The following is a 15768-nucleotide window of genomic DNA, read 5'->3' as shown; positions in this document are numbered from 1 at the left end:
CCATCCCGGACTCCGGCCGCCCCTATCAAAAGAAATTTATAGCATCTTACTCTTATACCTTGTCTGCTTCTTTCCTGACGTCAGGAAAATGCTCCCCCCGCTCTATCTCTATGATCCCCCGTATAATCTCATAAGCCACTTGCGGGACAATCGCGTTGCCGGCCGCTCTTAGGGCTTCTTCGTTGAATCGTTTATCGGCTCGGTGGGGCGCCTGCGGGCGCCGGCGAAGTCTGCCGGGTACCAGTGTCTCTACCCTTGAGACAAAAGACTCCCGCGGGATTCATGTACCCGGCCAAACTTCGCAGGCGGCCGCAGCCGCCCCGATATGAATCATCCCCGCTGCCATCCTGTTTTACACCTCGTCGTCCGTTTCCGATGTGTTATTCCCAGCGGCATGCGCCCGGCAAACTTCGCCGGCATGTACCCGGCCAAACTTCGCCGGCGTCCGCAGACGCCCCTGGTAAGTCGCTTCCCGGCTTCGGATCCACGCGGCAATATCTTTCCACGGGAGCATCCCGCCTACGTTTTTATCATCCACGTAGCAATGCGCATACACCTTGCGCGCGTCGCTACCATAGGCCACCACCTGATCCGGCTGATGATCATTGATGCGATCGAAGCCGATGCCCTTTTCAAGCAGCCAGTTCACCATCTCCGTTTGCTGGCGCCCTTCGCGGCATGTCCAGATAATGATATAGTGCCCTTCGGCGCGCAGAGCGTTGATCGCCTCACGCGCCCCAGGCATCGCCTCGCCGATCCTCGGCCACTGGCCGTCGTGGATCGTTCCATCAAAGTCTACTGCGATGATCATACGTCCGTCATGCTTAAGGGGATGGGCACCCAGGCGCCCGACTCGTCACGTACCGCCGCGCGGATGTAGTCTTTCGAGGGCGTGGGTTGGTAGCTCTCTTGGATGATGCGCACGCCCTCTATAAAGCGTTCGTCGCCCGTTTCCTCGGCCATCTTTTGCAGCTGTAGCACGCGGGAGGCCTTCAGATTGCCCGCCTCGTCGCGCGACAGCAGCCGCAGGATGGCCTTGACCAGCGCGCGGCTGGCATCGTCGCGGGCCTGCGATTCGATGTACGTTTTGACCATCGCGATACCCTCGTTCACCGTGTCGCGGTAATTGTCGAGCATGTAGTGCCCGATGGTGATGCGCATCGTGCCCTCGGAGTTGGTGAACGTGTGCGACTGCTGATCGTCTTTCACGCCGAACAGCTCCGCCTTCATCTCCAATGCCCCGCGGAAGGCCTCCGCCGCGGCCGTCTTTTTCTGGGCGATAGCCTCGCTGATATTCGTCAGCTCGGGCATTACGGCCGCGATCGTCTCATCCACCAATTCCGTGTAGGCTTCGCGATCGGACTTCCGTTTGGCCTCCGCCGCTTTCTTCTCTTTGGCCAGTTTGTAGGCCTCAAACTCTTGGCGCTCCTCGGCCGTCATTTCTACTGTTGTCATTTCTGTTTATGCGTTTAGGTGTTTATCTGTTTATGCGCCCAGGGATCTCTTTCCGTCCGTCGGGGAACATCACATAGAGGAAGCCCCCGCCGCCCTGGGGTGTATCCGCCATTCGGCCGACCTTTTCAATGTCTTTTACACGCTGCATAAAGGCGTTGTAAAGGCTGCGTAAACGCTCCAGCGGGATGCGGTTGAAGTTCGTAGCCCCGGCAGCCCGGCAGGCAATGGCCTTTACCCGATTCACATCCGCCTCATAGTCCATTGCTTGGCAGTAGCCGAACACGGCGGCCATCACCCGCTTGCGCCAGCGGTCTGCCTCGGACGCCCGCGGGGTCATCGCCACGGCCAGTTTACTACACACGTCGGCCAGCCCCGCGCAATCCATTTCCGAGGAATGCTCTACGCCATACGAGGCGAGGATTTCGCGCTTACCGTCCTCATCGATCCGCGCCCTGTTTAGCAGCATGTGGAAGCGCTTTAGCAGTTGCCGCTTCCGGTGATCGTTATCTATTGTTTTCATCATTCTCTACTTCTTCTAACTACCCGGGCGAAGCCCGTAACTACCGGGCGGCCTTACCCGCCCCTACTTCTTTTTCTCGCCCCCAGTATTCATCCGCGCCTTTATCCCAGATCACCACCGGCCGACCGCCGCCGTAACGGCTCGTGGGGAAGGCTTTGAACCCTTCGATGCGGAAAGCCACGTTGGCATCGCGCAGGATGCGCAGGGCCGTGGGCGTCGAGGGGCGACGGCCGTCCACGTGACTGATGTAGACGAACAGCTTCGTGGGAAAGCGTCGTTTGAGGTCTTTGTATTCTGAAAACTTCAGATCCATGAATTGCACGGAATCGATAAAGATGATGTCCGCACTGCGTTGCCGCCGCAGCCTTTCGCAAAGCTCGTCCTTGCTTTCGCGGTCGAGCAGTATCCAGCGGGCGCCCGCTTCGAGCATTCCAGCGCGGTCGACAGCCATCTGGATCGTTCGCGAATTGCCCTCCTCGACGCTGTTGTAGGCCACGCGGCCGAAGGCGGTCAGATACTTGGATAGCATCATCGCGAAGGTCGTTTTGCCGTTTTTCGTATCCCCGTAAATGATCCAGCTGCCCGTCAGCTGGGGATCACCCACCGCATCGCGCCACACGCCATCAAACCCGAGCGTGTTGAACTTCGTGGCCAACACATTGCGCGCTGTCAGTCCCTTCTTCATCGTCGTTATGCTCTTTTTGACAGTTCGATGTTTATCCGTCGGAGGGATGGCGTGTTATCCTCACCCATCAGGCGGCGCAGCAGGCGGTTCACGTCCGTATCCGCCCCGGCGTTGGCTTTGATGATCATCGCGGCCGTCAGTTGCAGGAAGCGCTCGGCCTCTTCGCGGGCCGTGGGCACGACCTTGCCGTAGCGCTTGCCAAAGCGGCCGAAGATTTCGGCGTAGCCCACCTTCTTATTGTCGATGGCTCGGCGGATCTTTTCGCTGAGACCGTCAGCGCCCATCATGTAATACCCGCAGCAGTGCTCCGTGGCGTTCCATAGGGCTTTGATCTCGAGGAAAGCCTCATAGCTGAGGTCGCCCGCCTCGTCGAGGATGACCAGCGGCCGATCGAGCGTTTTGAGGTAGAACACGAGGTCGTTGTAGACGTCCGCCAGCCGCCCCGTGCTACCCACGCCAAACTCTCGGGCGATGCCCCGCAGCAGCTTTTGCCGCGTTTTGACCTGCGAGCAATCCACGTAGACGGCATTGCGGTGCGTTTTGACATATTGCCGGGCGGTGTAGGTCTTTCCGATGTCGGTCAGGTCGCAGAGCATGGCCGAGAGGCCGTTCTGCTGGCACATTTCGAGCTGCGCCGTGATGTATTTGAAGACGGGCGTTTCGGCCGTCTGCCATGCCGGCGCATCGGTCAGGCCGACGCCCAAGCGGCGGGCGATGCTGATCCACTTTTCGTCGGCCAGCACCCCGACCGTCTCGCCCCGCTTGATGCGGCTGTATTGCGCGCTGCCTATGCCAAGCGTGGCGGCAAAGCGGGCGTCCGAGCCGTCGAAATTGGCCCGACGCGCCGCCAGCGCAGCCCGGATTTTCTCTTTGTATTCGTTCGTGAGGCTCATATATTCGCGTGTTTTTAACGTTATTCTTACTTGCTTATGACTGAGTATTATTTGCTTGAATGCATGATCCCTGACGAGCTGCCCGACAAGCAGTTCGTCGAGAGTACCAAAGCTCTTTTGTCGTTTTCCCGGCTGATGAAATGCCCTTGCCGGCAGGTGCAAGGGGAAAACTATTGGTTAGTTGAATTGCCGGCTGACCCATATGCTTTCTGCGAGGCGATAAATGCGTTTGAGGCGTTTTGCCCACTTTATCAGATTGCTCATTCTCTACAATGCTATCCTGTCGAAACATGTCCTATTCGTGTTAAGTAGTTTCTATTTTGTTGGTTCATAATTGATCGATCGCGCGGGCGGCCCAATCCTCCATCGAGGCCGTGAGTTCGTCTTCCTCGTAGCCGATCGGCTGACGGGTCTCGACGATTTTGACCGGCGCCGCGGCCACAGCCTCAGCCGTCTCCCGATCCACCCGACCCACCTGGGGAATCTCTTCGCGTCGCTCGCGGATCATCCGGTCGAAGCGCGCCGCCCGCTTGTGTTGCACGAGCATCCGCGCCTCGTCTTCCTCAGTGCGTTCCGCGGCGCATTCGTTGTAGGCCATCTCCGCCCGCGCCGTGGCCTGACCGATGTAGACATCGCCCTGATAGAGGTAGACACATGGCACCGAGCCATCCTCGAGGGGCAGCCAGTAGGCCGTGACGCGCCGATCGTTCGGCTGAAGGCGGCTGAGCATATCGAAGTCCGCAAGGGCGAACTCGGCACTGGCTACCCGCACGTAGTCGTTGTTGCGGATGGTCGTTTCCGTCACGTTGCCGATGTGTTTATACAGCCTTTCCGGCGCGATCGGCCGCAGCGTCGGGTTGGCGTGCTTCAAAAGCACCTCGCGGCGGGTCAGCCCGGGGAACTCTTTCTGCCGTGGATGCAAGGCGTTATTATGCAACTCAATGTCTGCTAAATCGTCGGCAATGATCGTTTGCGGTTGAAAGGTGGGATCGATGAAATCGCCGTGCACCTTGTTGCGCACGCTTTTGAAGGCCTCCGCCTTGCCGTACCAACGGCCGCGCATGTGCCCTTGCTTCTTCGATGTGCCCCATTTGAGCGACCGGATGTTGTGCTCGGCCCGTTTCTCGGTGGGCGACGAACAGAATCGGACGAATTGGAAGGCCTCAGGCAGCCAGTCGATGTTTTGCATCAGGTGATGCTCCACTTCCAGCTCGGCCGGCATGGGCAAACCCAGCTCCGTGAGCTCGCAAAAGACGTTGCGGAAGGCCTCTATCACGGTGTCCAGCGTGGGCGTGCCCACGGTGTAGGCCGGGCGGAACCAGTAGCCCGAGACGACGTCCACGCAGAGGTATTTGGCCACCCAGCCGCGGGTGCTTTTTCGGGACAGGACGGCGTCGTCCATCGAGATTTTGGAGAGGGCAAATCGGCCATTGTGTCGCACATGCTTCGGGCGTTGCGAGTTGGCGTAGTCGAACTGGCCGTTGCGGTCGGCATAGACAGCCGTCTCGTTGACCACGTTTTTCAGGTACCGCCGGATGGTCGAGCAGCTCACCGCCTGCGGGCGGCCTTTGTAACGGTAATCCTCGGGGCGGAACACTTCGCCCGTCTCCCGGTCGAACAGCTCCGTATCGCCCGCCGCGAACTCCATGTAGAGCTCGTGCACGCGGGCTGCAAACGGCTTGTCGTTCGTTCGCCAAAGCGCCACGATCAGGTTTTCAGCCCGGCGGGACACCTTCCGCGCCGCGTCGTTGCCCATGTTGCGGGGCAGCAGCGCGGCGTACCCCTCAGCCACATAGGCGCGGAAGGCGCGCTCGAGGCTGCGTGCGTTGGTGTACTCCGGTACGGCCACGCCGTACGTTTCGGCCGACCGCCGGCACTCGTCAGTGTGCCAACGGAGCATCGTCTGCCAGTAGGCACCTTTCCGAAGTTTGGAGCCACTGGCCGCGCGACGTTCCGTCTGCCGGGCGAGTCCCTCGCGGAGGGCGTTGAAGATTGAGGCTTTGGCCGTGAGCTGCCGGACGGTCTCTTCCGAGAGGCGCCCGCCGTCCGCCTTTTCGTAAGCGGCGAAGAAGGCCTCCGCCTCCCGATCCATGTCCACGGTGTAGAGCGGCCGGTGTTCCTCACGCGGCACACGCCCCATCACCCGTTCGATCACCCGCAGCCGGTCGGCCCGGCGGATCGAACGCGCGTCGATCACCGTCTCACCTCCTTTGCGTTGGCTGATGATGGATACATCGCCGTTTTGTCTGTCATAACAAAACTGCCGATACGTCAGCCCCGACTCACACCAGTCGTTCACCGTCAGGGCGGGCACACCATCTATATATGCGTAAGCGGGCATCGTTCTTTTTATCTCCTTTCAATGTCCGGTTCGGGGGAGTCGAACCCCCGCGGCCACTTTCGGCCGTCAAAACCCTGAACCGGCGCCCCCTTAGGGATCAGGCACCCCCTTGGGGACTCACGTCAAACAGTTCTAAGAAATAAGCATCTATGTCGAGCAAAAAAGTATTCTTCTAATCCTCGCCGAAGTGGTCGGCTATGCGTTTCATCCGTTCCCGGTCGAGCCACCAAATCAGCCCCACCATAACACCTGCAACCAGGTACAGGGCAATGTCTGTCATCGTCTCCGATCCTTCCGTCGGGCTGCACGAGAGCAACACCCCAAGGCATCCGAACCGAAGCCACATCCCCACGCTTGTCATTCTGAGCGCGCCCAAAAACATGCGTAGGGGCGCACACGCATACGCCTCCGGGCATCCCGTGAGGGATGAATGCCCGCTCTTGTATCTTCCGTTTTCCATTTTTCACTTTTCGTTTTTCGTTGCACTTACGCCCTCCCTTGGATATATCGTTCCACCCGTTCGGCCGTCAGTCTGACCGACTGCCCATCGTCCGAATCGAACAAGTAGACATCCAACTCCCGGTATCGGTATCGCAGCATTTCGCGCCGCCCCCGACCCGTGTACCAATAGCACGCGCCGGGCCTCAAATCACTTGTTTTCATCGCTCAGCTTGATTTTCTCGATTTCACTCATCAAAAACACCCGCAGCGCCACTCCGATCCGCGGATCGTTCCACATCAGCCGGCACAGCTCTATCAGCATGTAGCCCCGGCCGCACACCGCCAGCATAGCCTCTGACTCTTCCTCGCCGTCCATCTGATCCATCGTAACCAACACCGCCGCACGATCTTCGGATTTCTCCTTGACCAACTTCCGCAGCTCATTTCCTATCTCATCAGCCCGCAGAATCAGCGTGCTATTCACCTCCGAGACATCCGCTGGTCTCATATCCTTATCCGTATTCATTTCGTTTTTCACTTTTCGTTTTTAGCTCTTAATGATCAATTCTATCGCATCACTCAGCGCGTCGATGCGTGCCTGCGCACGCAGCAACTCCACATATAGCGGGTGCGCCACTTGGACGATCTGTTCGTCCATCAGTTCCTCTTCCAGTCGTTCCGCGTCCGCCTGCGCCAACTCCAACCGCTGGCCCAGCTCGCCGATTACAGATTCATACTTCGTTTCCATCACGTCGTTTTTCATTGCCATCAGCTCAGTTGTTCGATGACGGACGTCATCCGCGCCTCCGACAGCGGATCGACATACTCCTGACAGTTCTTTAGCGCCCGTTCCTGCAAAGCCAGCATCACGCTCCCGGCATGCCCACCGGCCTGGCCAGCCACTACCCGCTGCACGAACCACACCGGGTAACCCGTCGAGCGCGCCACCTGTATGTAGTCCCGCCGCGACAGGTAGCGCCTCATCCGCCCCATCATTACCCGTTCCAGCTCTTCCCGTTGCTCATCGGTCAGCTGAGCTCCCGGATCCACGTAGTAGCCATATTTCCGAAGGCTCGGCAGCACCTCGCCCGTCACCCATTTCCGAAACGCCCGCGCCTGCGGCTTCCTGCTTTGAAAGATCAGCGCATACATACCGGACTCATTGACGAACGTAAGCTCCTGTTTTCCACCAAGGGTGTCGGTATTAGCTACCCCCTTTTCATCGTCGTCCAATCCTTGGACGGCATCTCTACTGTTTTTAATACCCAGTACCTCGCACAGATCTTTAGCCGCAAACCACGGCTCATCCTTAATCATCTGCATCCGTACGGATGCCCCTTCTTTCCATTGTAAAATGCTCGTTTCCATTCTTCTTACTCCTTCATTTTAATACAGTTACTCGTTCCTTTCCTTTCTCTTTCAGACCCATATCCAGCGCCCGTTGCCGGATCCGCTTGGCCAGGTCACTCTGCGTTACGCCATCCAAGGCCGATCGTACGCTCCTCGTACTCACCTCGAAGGTCTTAGCCAACTCCTTTACTGTTTCGGGGTCTCTTAGAATCTTTCCCATTTCTTCGTTCGTTACGTTTATTCCTATTTTTAGCGCGTCTTCCCTTTTGGAAGGCGCTGCAAAGCAACTAATATATTTTCTGTCTGGCAAAATATTTTAGCTCAAAAACCAGTATGATCAAGGAAAGAATCTTGCAAATAGCTAAGAGAAAGGGAATTACAAATCGAGAAATCTGTCAGAAAATCGGTTTGACTTATGGCGGTTTCACGGGTGAGAACAAGAAAAGGCCCGTAAATTCTGATGCATTAGCTAATTTATTAGCTGAGTATCCCGATGTAAATCCCCGATGGCTTTTGACGGGTCAGGGGTCTATGCTGCGCGAGCAATCGGCGCCGGAAGTGGCTCCCCCACCATCAGAACCGGCCTTCCCCGGCTTTATCGAGAAAATACAGGATCTATCCGTCAAAGTCGGCCGCTTAGAAGCTGAGAATGAGCACTTGCGCGCCGTCATCGAAGCCAAACAGAGGGAGATCGAGGCCAAACAAAGAGAGATCGAAGCCCAGCGAATGAAGATTGAGGCCAGGCAAAAAGAGATCGAGGATAAGGAACGACAGATCAAGCTGATGCGCATTGATCACCTGAAAAAAGAGGAACCCGATATTCATACTCAATATCTCGAACCTGCCCACGCACCTCTACCCCCCGAAAACCCCGTAGAATCCGCCGAACTGTTAAAATCTCAGCCCCAAGAAGCCCTCTTTACCCCCTGAAAACGGCCTAAAACGCTGGTTTTAAGCCCCCTTTGTTGTGTCCCACCCGTCGCAACTCGCGCTCCTACGCCGTAATAGGGGGCAAAACTCACCTCAAAAAGTCCACAACTTAACACATTCTTAACCCGTAAGCGGGGGGCACTCACCCCCCTTCGTTGTCAATATTTTGTCATTATTCGGCGCCAGGATTGTCATTATCGCGTCATTATTCGATTTTGAGGGGTAAAAAAGAGGGGTGCCCGAACCCACGTCCGAACACCCCTTTTTAGGCCCTTTTTAAGGCCTCTGAGCGCCTTTGTTTATCCCCTCAGATCATCAGTATTCATGCGCCTTTTCGCGCGTTTTTGGCCCTTTGGGTGGCCTCAATCCAACCCGCCCGTTGTAGGCCCCCAATTCCATCCCCTCGAATCCAACCGAAATCCAAGCAAAATGTACTGAATGTTTGGCGCCCCTTTTTCTCACATCCCTGTCTATCAGTGTTTTCCGTTTTCCCCGTTGTACTTAATGATTTGTGGGGCATACAAACATCCCATCTGTAACAGAGTCAATGGGCACGTCCTTTCGCCCTTTGTCTTCTATCCACTCGCGAAGCATCTTGTCCGAATAGGTGTGATTGCGATAGGTGCCCTCAGATCTTGACTTACCCACGCATGCTTTTACAGATTGCAGTTCCGCTTCGCTCATGGCCAAAAGGGTGGTCGGTGCGGCGGCAACGCCCTGCAAGCGATTCTTGAGCAGTTCTGCACTGACCACGCCGTCCTTCGTAAGCATTTCCACGTAAGTCTTTTCCACAAGCTCCCTGAACGTCGCGAGGCGTTGATTGATTTTCTTTTCGCCGGTTGTTCCCTGTCCACTGTTCCATTCGGTCGGCAGACATTCCTCGCCGGTTGTCATCACCGCACTTCTGCCATCGATGGTGACGCGGCAAAAGATGGCTGTCTTGCCGTCTGTCTTCGTCTTCTGTCTGTTGATGTAAAACAGGATCTTGAATGTACTTCTCATAGTGCTTTGTGGTTAAATGGTCAGGTGTAAATCTTCGGTGAAGGCGATCAAGCGATCGAACTCTTCAAATAGCTTTTGGGGAGTGACTTTCGCATATCGCTCGGTCATGCGCACCGTGCTATGCCCAAGCATCTTGCTCACGGTCTCAATGGGCACGCCCTGTTCCAAGGTGACGAGTGTTGCGAAGGTGTGTCGGGCCGTGTGCGTGGTGATCGGCAAAGACAGTCCGGCCCTTAGCGAGATCGCTTTCAGACAAGATAAATAGGTGGCATAGTTCATATAAGGAAGCAGTGTTTCTCTGGCATCGCTGTGTAGCTGCTCCAACAATCGAAGAGCTTCGGGCAACAGCTTTACGCGGCAGAGGACGCCTGTCTTCTGCCTGCTGAACTTCAGCCAAAGATTGCCCTCATCGTCGCGAACAAGATGCTCACGGTTCAGTGCCATCAGATCGCAATAGGCCGCACCGGTATAACAGGCGAAAAGAAACACATCGCGGGAGGTTTCCATATCCCCGTCCAAACCGTCAAAACGCAGTGCTTTCAACTTGTCTAACGCATCCTTATCGAGCGCTTTGGGTAGCCGGTTATCTCCCTTGTCCACGTGCACATTGTCGAATAACAAGGAGTCTGCCGCTCCTTCGCGATAAGCCAGTTTGCAGACCTTCTTGATAAGGACGATCATGTTATAGCAGGTGCTTTGTTTCAGACCAACTTCTCCGATTACATACTGCTCGAATTGTTTGATGAAGTCCTCCGTCAGCTGCGAAAAGGCCAAGTCGGAGACTTTGTATTTCGCTTGGATGAACTGCTGCAATCGCGCTCTTGTCTGACGATATGAGGCCAAAGAATTTTCCTTGATGTCTACACCGACGTGATCCCTCATTTCCTCGATCAAGCCGTCAAACCGCTCCAATAGCATGGTTCGACTCTGCACGCTGCCTTGGAAATCCTCCTTGATGTCGGTTGCGTCAAACGGTAAGCCCTTGGCAAGCAAGGATTGATAGGAGGCCTGAACGGCGAGAAGGAGGTTGTCCAATTTGGCATTGACTTCAACGGCTTCGCGACTCTTCCCGTCCATCCGACTTTCGCGCGGGTTCCACAAATCGGGATTGCAGAACAGCTTGCAACTGAACTGTGCAATGGAACGCCCCAGCGTGATGCGTCCCATGATCGGCGCCTTGCCTGACCTGTCACGAGTGCTCTTTTTGAGGTAGAGCAACACCTTCATTTTCTTGTCATTCATACGCTTTGAAAACTGTGGGAAAAATTACCCGGCTCAAAGCGCCCGTTACCTGTGCAGATTGCTGTATATCAATGTAAAAGAATCGTGTGCGAGAAAGGTTCAGTTACCTGCTTTTGTACCATAGTTACCTGTAGAGGGACCGGGTAACGGTTTGGTAACTGAACTTCTGCTCGGATCCGCACTTTTCTGCCTTTTACGCTCGACGCAACCCAAAGCATATCTCCTTCTTTCCACCTAACAATCAGTCCACTTGCTTCGACATCAGCTCTTCTGCTTTTAAGGGGAATAGTTGATCACGCGTGAACGAAATTTGATCACGTATGAGTGAGGATAAGCTGGCGCATGATCAAATTTTGATGACAGATGAGTAAGAGGGAGCTGGTGCGTGAACGAAATTTGATGACTAATGAGCAAGGAGGAGTTGGTGCATGAACAAAATTTGATCACGCACAGGCTAGAAGGGAAGACTTAAGAGTGTGTTTGATGGATAGATCAGGCGGAGGCACCGGGGAGACGACCCCCAAAAACGGAGCCAGCCCCGCCGGAGGTGATCCGACAGGGCTGGCTCTATTTTTGTGACAATACGGCGGGGGCGTTTTGCCTCCGTTAATCCCTTATACACTTATAGATATGTGGCAGGAAATCATTGTCATTCTGATTGGCCTAGCGGCGTTTGGCGTCGTAGGCTGGAGGTTATACCGATTCTTTACGGGGCGTGGCAGCGCGGGATGCAGCTGCTGCTCGGGTTGCGAGGCCGCGGAGGTGGTCAAGGCTTCGGGTCATACATGCTGTTCCACCAAGCCGGCTGGCCCTTCAGCCAGCGATCAAAAAAGGCCAGAATCGAGCGCGTCCACTTCACACGCTTGTTGTAATCCATGATGAAGTGGTCTTCGCCCTTGACCTGAACGAGCTCGACGGGCTTGCCGAGGATCTTGAGGGCGACGTACATCTGGACGCTCTGTCCGGGGGGGACGTTCGTGTCCGAGGTGCCGTTGATGAGCAGGATCGGGGTGTTGATCTTGTCGGCGTTGAAGAGGGGGCTCTGGTCGACGTAGAGGGCCTTGTTGTTCCAGGGGTAGCTGCCGGCGCTGGCGGCGGTGCTGTAGGAGTAACCCCAGTGGCCCTCACCCCAGTATCCGGCGATGGAGCTGATGCCGGCGTGGGCCACAGCGGCAGCGAAGAGGTCGGTGCGCGTTTGCAGGTGCATGGTCATGAAGCCACCGTAGGAGGCGCCGATGCAGCCTACTTTCTTGCCGTCGACAAAGGGGTGGTCGGCGATGAACTTGCGGGTGCCCTCGATGATGTCGTCCGAGGAGCGTTTGCCCCATGCGTTGACGTGCAGGGCGGAGAACTTCTGCCCGAAACCGATGGCGCCGCTGGGCTGGAGCTCATAGACGACGTAGCCGAGCGAGGCGTAGACGTGCATCGGGTAACGGCCGCCGAAGTAGCGGGCGTTGGGCAGCGTGCCGCCGTAGTAGAAGACGATCATGGGGTACTTCTTGTTCGGGTCAAAGTCGGGCGGCAGGTAGTAGAAGCCCTTGATTTCCTGTCCGTCGGAGTTGGTGAAGTTCCAGTCCTTGACGGGTTGCAGCTTCAGCTGGGCCAGGTGCTCAGCGTAGGGATCGGCGATGCGAGTCGTCTTTTTCGTGTTCAGATCGTAGACGTAGGCGCGGGTGGAGTTCATGAGTCCCTCACCGCTGTAGGCCATGACGGGCGCTTGGTTGGCGACATCGAAGGCGTTGACCACGTCCTCCTCCGAGGGCAATCGGTTGAACTTCTTCGCGGCCACGTCGTAGGCGTAGACGTAGACATGGTCTTCGTCAGCTACTTCAAAGTAGATCGTGCGTCCGTCGCCGCTCCATTTGGCCTTGGAGATGCTCGGATTAAAGTCTCGCGTGAGCGGCTCCACCTTCTTTGTGGCCACGTCCATGAGGTAAGCCTGGACGTCGAAACTGTTTGGCGTCTGCCCTTGGCCGACGTTCAAGCCGATGCGTCCGAAAGCCTCGGGATCGCCGAGGAAGAGCACCTTGCGTCCGTCGGGTGAGAAGAGCGCCTCGGTGGTGTGCGCTTCGCGTGCGCAGAGCGTGTCGACGCGCATGGTGCGGAGGTCGAGGCGATAGTGGCTGTTGACGGTGAAGGGCTGCTCGGTGATGGTCTCGTCGGTGATGGTGAAGAGGATCGACTGTCCGTCATGGGCGATGTCGTTGAGTGTGGCGGTGCGATCGCCAAAGGTGAGCTGCGTGGTCAGGCCTGTGCCGAGGTCGTAGCGGTAGATGAAGGTCAGGGGCACGGCGCCTCCGGAACGGTCGGTGACGGTCTGCATGCGGTAGACGTCTTCGGTCTTCTTCGGCTCATCGCCCTTACTGTAGAAGAGCGCTTTCTCGTCGGGCGAGAAGGTGACCCATTCGTAAGGCACGTTGCGAGCCATGACTTTCTCCTCGAGTGTCTCCGGATCGATGGTGATGAGGTTGGCCACGTTGCCGTCATCCTTGGAGAGGTAGAACAGGCGCTCGCTCCGTGGCATCCATCCCAGGGCGTGCTTGTCGTTGTTGGGCGCGATGGTGACGCGTCGGCCGGTCTTGATAGAGTAGAGTTCTTTGGGGTAAGTGGAAGTCTCGCCGTGGTTGTAGGTGTAGGTCATCAAGACGTAGTTCCCCTTGGGCGATACTTTGGTGTCATAGACGCGTTTGCCTTTGATGGCGTCGTTCAGTTCGATGGGTCGCTTGCCACTCTCCCAGGTGGAGAGCTTCATGTCCTTTTCCGTCGAGTCTGGTTCAAGGGCGACCTTGATCACCGGTTCCGCCTTCGCACCGGCCGGTCGCAGCAGTTTGACTACCACGCGATCCGTCTCCGGATAGGGCGTTAACGTCGTCGACAGCTCTTTGGCCTCCTTTCGTCCGTCCTCCGAGGTCGTTTTGGTCGCTACCGATTTACCATTCACGAACAGCTCGGCCAAGTCGGGCGTTGTTACGGTCACTTTCACGTTCCCGTATCGGTCCCCCCTCACATAAAAGGCGAACAGTTGCACAGACGCACCTTGTGCCACCTTTCCAACCTGGAAAAATCCGTCAGCATCGGCGTCATACTTTTGAGTGAATCCCGTCTGTTCGGGGATCGTCAGTCCGAGTTTTAGGAGCTTGTCTGCTCCGAACGGATCCTTTGCATCTTTTGCCGGGTCCACCATTAGCGGTGCCCGAACTTCCAGCGGTGTAGTGGCGACGATCTTCTTCAAGGTCTCGCCCTGTGCGAAGCCGACTGTCACATATGACGCAAGCAGGAGCGCCACTTGCATCTTTCGCATCATCAAGTTCTTTTTCATCATGTTTTTACGGTTGATTGATACTTCTATTTTATGATCTCTGATATTCTTTCTGTTGAGGGAGGCCCACTTCAACAGTCGTAAGGAGTTCGCAGAGGCACACTCGGGGAAGTGTATGTAGTTCGAGCAGAAGTGTGTTCCAATGCGGCTTCACGACACGTTTTTTGTCGGGCGGCCAAAACTACAAATACAAAGGCGAGATCAAAGGATAGACACAAAAAAAGCCGGCGGAAAGAAACTTCCGTCGGCTTTTTCTAAATGTTAGGGGAATCGCTTATTTGTTATCGGTATTCATGATAACCACGCGGTTCCAAGCATTCTCAGCGTACGGCTGAACCGTGTCGCCCATCCATTCGATGGAGATGTTGTCAGACGAAACGCCATACTTGTCGATAAGGCGCTTAGCGACGGCTCTTGCACGTCTTTCAGAGATACCCTTGTTGTAGTCCGGGTTACCCGTCTTCTTGTCAGCATAACCTACCAACTTGATCGGCAAGTTGTACTTCTTAGCGTACTCAGCCGTGTTGAAGATGCTGATCTCTTGATGCTTGTCGATCTTCGCGCTATTCAGACGGAAGTAAACGACATTCTCGAGATTCTCCTTCTGCTCAGAGGCTTCGGGGCACTTCGGGCATTCGGGGCAGAACTCCGGACGCTTAGCCAGCTCAGCATTCTCTTCACGCAGTCTGTTGATCTGATCGTTCAGGTCGTTCAACAGGTTGTAGTCCATCGGCTCGATCACCTCGAACTCCTTGCGACCCAAGTTGAAGTTCAAACCAAGCATAGCCTGTACAGCGCGATCGTAACGGGGCCGTGGATGCGAATCCCAGTTCCAGTGCTCACCCAGCAGTGTGTACTGTCCTTCCAAGAACAGGTCTACACGCTTAGAAAGGCGGAACATAAACTGAGCACCACCGTTGAGCGATGCCGATTCAGCTCTCGGGAAACTGGTGTGCGTCTTATCATCCGTATAGCCCGGACGCAGTGCGTAACCAAGACCCACGAACGGAATGAAACGGAACACCTTAGACTCTTTGTACGGAGCAAAGAAGTTGGTTACATCCCACATCAAGTCTAGGTGAGGATTGATCCACCAGAACTCCTGAGCGTTATCGCTCTTGTAGTCCGTTACGTAGCTGTAGTTTCTCATCTTACCACCGTTTACCTGCAAGCGGAAAGCCAAGTACGGGTTGTACCACTTTCCGACAGAAATAGCACCTGACGGTGCAATGCGGTCCATCAACTCAGCATTGCCATTCAAGTCGCCAAACAGGACGTTCGCACCTCCGGCCAGCGAAATAAATACGTTGTCCGTCGCTTTGTTTTTCTTGAAGTTCGTCTTAGAACCTCTCTCCGTGCTGAAGCCAACTTGCGGTTCATATCTCTGCGCGTTTTGCGCTGAAACCGCCAATGCAGAACCGAATAAAACGGCTAAAAGTAATGCCTTAGTCTTCATAATCTATTCAATTTCTTATTAAACAATCTTCTTTTCCTTTCTGTTTTGTGATCTCTTACTTAACTCATTCGTTATCTCTCAATTATTTGCGGCAAAGGTAAATGTTTTTTCTTCCCTAGCAAGGGAAGCGCTTG

16 protein-coding genes and 1 pseudogene are annotated in these 15768 nt (G+C 55.6%); 1 reads left to right on the top strand and 16 read right to left on the bottom strand.

Going from position 1 to position 15768, the window contains the following annotated elements; all coding sequences use genetic code 11:
* Positions 1-352: 352 nt before the first annotated feature.
* From C7123_RS02520 to C7123_RS02465, 12 genes are all read right to left on the bottom strand, one after another.
* Entirely contained in the window at positions 353-811 is a 459-nt protein-coding gene (locus C7123_RS02520; RefSeq protein ID WP_069175325.1) for an HAD family hydrolase, read from the bottom strand.
* Entirely contained in the window at positions 808-1455 is a 648-nt protein-coding gene (locus C7123_RS02515; protein WP_069175326.1) for a DUF3164 family protein, read from the bottom strand. The genes C7123_RS02520 and C7123_RS02515 overlap by 4 nt, the downstream gene beginning before the upstream one ends.
* Positions 1456-1477: 22 nt before the next feature.
* Positions 1478-1975: a hypothetical protein gene (locus C7123_RS02510; protein ID WP_069175327.1), complete on the bottom strand. Its 498-nt coding sequence runs from the start codon at positions 1973-1975 to the stop codon at positions 1478-1480.
* A gap of 40 nt (positions 1976-2015) precedes the next feature.
* The gene (locus C7123_RS02505) at positions 2016-2660 is read right to left on the bottom strand and encodes an ATP-binding protein (protein ID WP_069175328.1); all 645 of its coding nucleotides are present in this window, start codon (positions 2658-2660) and stop codon (positions 2016-2018) included.
* A 5-nt stretch (positions 2661-2665) separates the two neighbouring features.
* Entirely contained in the window at positions 2666-3553 is an 888-nt protein-coding gene (locus tag C7123_RS02500) for an ATP-binding protein (RefSeq protein WP_037985084.1), read from the bottom strand.
* A gap of 328 nt (positions 3554-3881) precedes the next feature.
* Positions 3882-5894, bottom strand: a complete 2013-nt coding sequence (locus C7123_RS02490) for a hypothetical protein (RefSeq protein WP_069175330.1) — start codon at positions 5892-5894, stop codon at positions 3882-3884.
* A gap of 172 nt (positions 5895-6066) precedes the next feature.
* Positions 6067-6354 (bottom strand): hypothetical protein, encoded by a 288-nt coding sequence (locus C7123_RS02485; protein WP_159049769.1) that lies wholly within the window; start codon positions 6352-6354, stop codon positions 6067-6069.
* Positions 6355-6380: 26 nt separating this feature from the next.
* Positions 6381-6557 (bottom strand): hypothetical protein, encoded by a 177-nt coding sequence (locus C7123_RS12820; protein ID WP_159049770.1) that lies wholly within the window; start codon positions 6555-6557, stop codon positions 6381-6383.
* On the bottom strand, positions 6544-6843 hold the full coding sequence (locus tag C7123_RS02480; RefSeq protein ID WP_159049771.1) for a hypothetical protein: 300 nt from the start codon (positions 6841-6843) through the stop codon (positions 6544-6546). The genes C7123_RS12820 and C7123_RS02480 overlap by 14 nt, the downstream gene beginning before the upstream one ends.
* Positions 6844-6882: 39 nt before the next feature.
* Positions 6883-7083, bottom strand: coding sequence for a hypothetical protein (locus tag C7123_RS02475; protein WP_159049806.1), 201 nt, complete (start codon positions 7081-7083; stop codon positions 6883-6885).
* 20 nt (positions 7084-7103) lie between these two features.
* On the bottom strand, positions 7104-7703 hold the full coding sequence (locus C7123_RS02470) for a BRO-N domain-containing protein (RefSeq protein WP_107490570.1): 600 nt from the start codon (positions 7701-7703) through the stop codon (positions 7104-7106).
* Positions 7704-7716: 13 nt separating this feature from the next.
* Positions 7717-7905, bottom strand: a complete 189-nt coding sequence (locus C7123_RS02465; RefSeq protein ID WP_107490687.1) for a hypothetical protein — start codon at positions 7903-7905, stop codon at positions 7717-7719.
* Between the two features lie 113 nt (positions 7906-8018).
* Here C7123_RS02465 and C7123_RS02460 point away from each other — a divergent pair, with 113 nt between their 5' ends.
* Positions 8019-8615 carry a hypothetical protein gene (locus tag C7123_RS02460; protein ID WP_107490569.1) on the top strand — a complete coding sequence of 199 codons (597 nt, stop codon included), beginning with the start codon at positions 8019-8021 and terminating at the stop codon, positions 8613-8615.
* 522 nt (positions 8616-9137) lie between these two features.
* Here C7123_RS02460 and C7123_RS02455 read toward each other — a convergent pair.
* The 4 genes and pseudogenes from C7123_RS02455 to C7123_RS02440 form a co-directional block, all read right to left on the bottom strand.
* Positions 9138-9617 (bottom strand): annotated as a pseudogene (locus tag C7123_RS02455) (Arm DNA-binding domain-containing protein); the annotation flags it as partial.
* Positions 9618-9629: 12 nt separating this feature from the next.
* Positions 9630-10859, bottom strand: a complete 1230-nt coding sequence (locus C7123_RS02450) for a site-specific integrase (protein WP_069175677.1) — start codon at positions 10857-10859, stop codon at positions 9630-9632.
* A 766-nt stretch (positions 10860-11625) separates the two neighbouring features.
* Positions 11626-14178, bottom strand: coding sequence for a S9 family peptidase (locus C7123_RS02445; protein WP_244905558.1), 2553 nt, complete (start codon positions 14176-14178; stop codon positions 11626-11628).
* Positions 14179-14452: 274 nt separating this feature from the next.
* Positions 14453-15328: an OmpA family protein gene (locus C7123_RS02440; protein WP_237269265.1), complete on the bottom strand. Its 876-nt coding sequence runs from the start codon at positions 15326-15328 to the stop codon at positions 14453-14455.
* Between the last annotated feature and the right edge of the window lie 440 nt (positions 15329-15768).

Source organism: Tannerella serpentiformis, assembly GCF_003033925.1.
In the GTDB taxonomy this organism is placed as follows: Bacteria; Bacteroidota; Bacteroidia; order Bacteroidales; family Tannerellaceae; genus Tannerella; species Tannerella serpentiformis.
Note: the sequence above shows the minus strand (reverse complement) of the source record. Positions and strands in the feature narration are given on the sequence as shown.

Coding starts and splice junctions, on each gene's coding strand:
- C7123_RS02520 (WP_069175325.1), bottom strand. CDS start 811: ATGATCATCGCAGTAGACTTTGATGGAACGATCCACGACGGCCAGTGG.
- C7123_RS02515 (WP_069175326.1), bottom strand. CDS start 1,455: ATGACAACAGTAGAAATGACGGCCGAGGAGCGCCAAGAGTTTGAGGCC.
- C7123_RS02510 (WP_069175327.1), bottom strand. CDS start 1,975: ATGAAAACAATAGATAACGATCACCGGAAGCGGCAACTGCTAAAGCGC.
- C7123_RS02505 (WP_069175328.1), bottom strand. CDS start 2,660: ATGAAGAAGGGACTGACAGCGCGCAATGTGTTGGCCACGAAGTTCAAC.
- C7123_RS02500 (WP_037985084.1), bottom strand. CDS start 3,553: ATGAGCCTCACGAACGAATACAAAGAGAAAATCCGGGCTGCGCTGGCG.
- C7123_RS02490 (WP_069175330.1), bottom strand. CDS start 5,894: ATGCCCGCTTACGCATATATAGATGGTGTGCCCGCCCTGACGGTGAAC.
- C7123_RS02485 (WP_159049769.1), bottom strand. CDS start 6,354: ATGGAAAACGGAAGATACAAGAGCGGGCATTCATCCCTCACGGGATGC.
- C7123_RS12820 (WP_159049770.1), bottom strand. CDS start 6,557: ATGAAAACAAGTGATTTGAGGCCCGGCGCGTGCTATTGGTACACGGGT.
- C7123_RS02480 (WP_159049771.1), bottom strand. CDS start 6,843: ATGAGACCAGCGGATGTCTCGGAGGTGAATAGCACGCTGATTCTGCGG.
- C7123_RS02475 (WP_159049806.1), bottom strand. CDS start 7,083: ATGGAAACGAAGTATGAATCTGTAATCGGCGAGCTGGGCCAGCGGTTG.
- C7123_RS02470 (WP_107490570.1), bottom strand. CDS start 7,703: ATGGAAACGAGCATTTTACAATGGAAAGAAGGGGCATCCGTACGGATG.
- C7123_RS02465 (WP_107490687.1), bottom strand. CDS start 7,905: ATGGGAAAGATTCTAAGAGACCCCGAAACAGTAAAGGAGTTGGCTAAG.
- C7123_RS02460 (WP_107490569.1), top strand. CDS start 8,019: ATGATCAAGGAAAGAATCTTGCAAATAGCTAAGAGAAAGGGAATTACA.
- C7123_RS02450 (WP_069175677.1), bottom strand. CDS start 10,859: ATGAATGACAAGAAAATGAAGGTGTTGCTCTACCTCAAAAAGAGCACT.
- C7123_RS02445 (WP_244905558.1), bottom strand. CDS start 14,178: ATGAAAAAGAACTTGATGATGCGAAAGATGCAAGTGGCGCTCCTGCTT.
- C7123_RS02440 (WP_237269265.1), bottom strand. CDS start 15,328: ATGAGAAACTACAGCTACGTAACGGACTACAAGAGCGATAACGCTCAG.